We start from the raw sequence: 482 nt of genomic DNA on the forward strand, positions 1-482 counted from the left end.
CCACGACGCGGGCCCGCACGGTGACGCGGCGCCCGCCGGGACCGGTCGCCACCACGCCGGTGCACCGTCCGTGTCCCCCGGTCAGCGCGGACACACGGTGGCCCGGCAGATGACGGAATCCGGGCAGGGCGCGGCAGGCGGCGAGGAGTTCGGCGAGCAGGTGTCGCTGCGGCAGCGCGAGCAGGTGGTCGTAAGGGCCGGGCAGCCGGCCGTAGTCGACGTCCAGCAGGACGCGGCCGCGGTCCAGCAGCCGGAAGCCGGCCAGGCGCCGGGCGCCGCGCGCCCGTGCGGGCGACAGCACCCCGAGCCGGTCGAGCACCCGCTGGCCGCCGGGCTGGAGGACCTCCCCGTGGAAGTCCCGCCCCGCCGAGGCGGGATCCCCGGAGGACTTCTCGACCAGCGCGACGCGTACGCCGGAGCGGAGCAGCATCAGGCTGAGCGCCAGCCCCGCGGGCCCGGCCCCGACGACGGCGACGTCAGCG

At 78.2% G+C, this 482-nt stretch carries 1 protein-coding gene; it reads right to left on the bottom strand.

Annotated features, from left to right (window positions below; translation table 11 throughout):
* Window positions 1–482, bottom strand: a 482-nt coding sequence (locus LPA54_RS37210; protein WP_228984878.1) for an FAD-dependent monooxygenase, incomplete at both ends; no start/stop codon positions are given.

The organism is Streptomyces sp. DH12 (assembly GCF_020873895.1).
Lineage (GTDB): Bacteria > Actinomycetota > Actinomycetes > Streptomycetales > Streptomycetaceae > Streptomyces.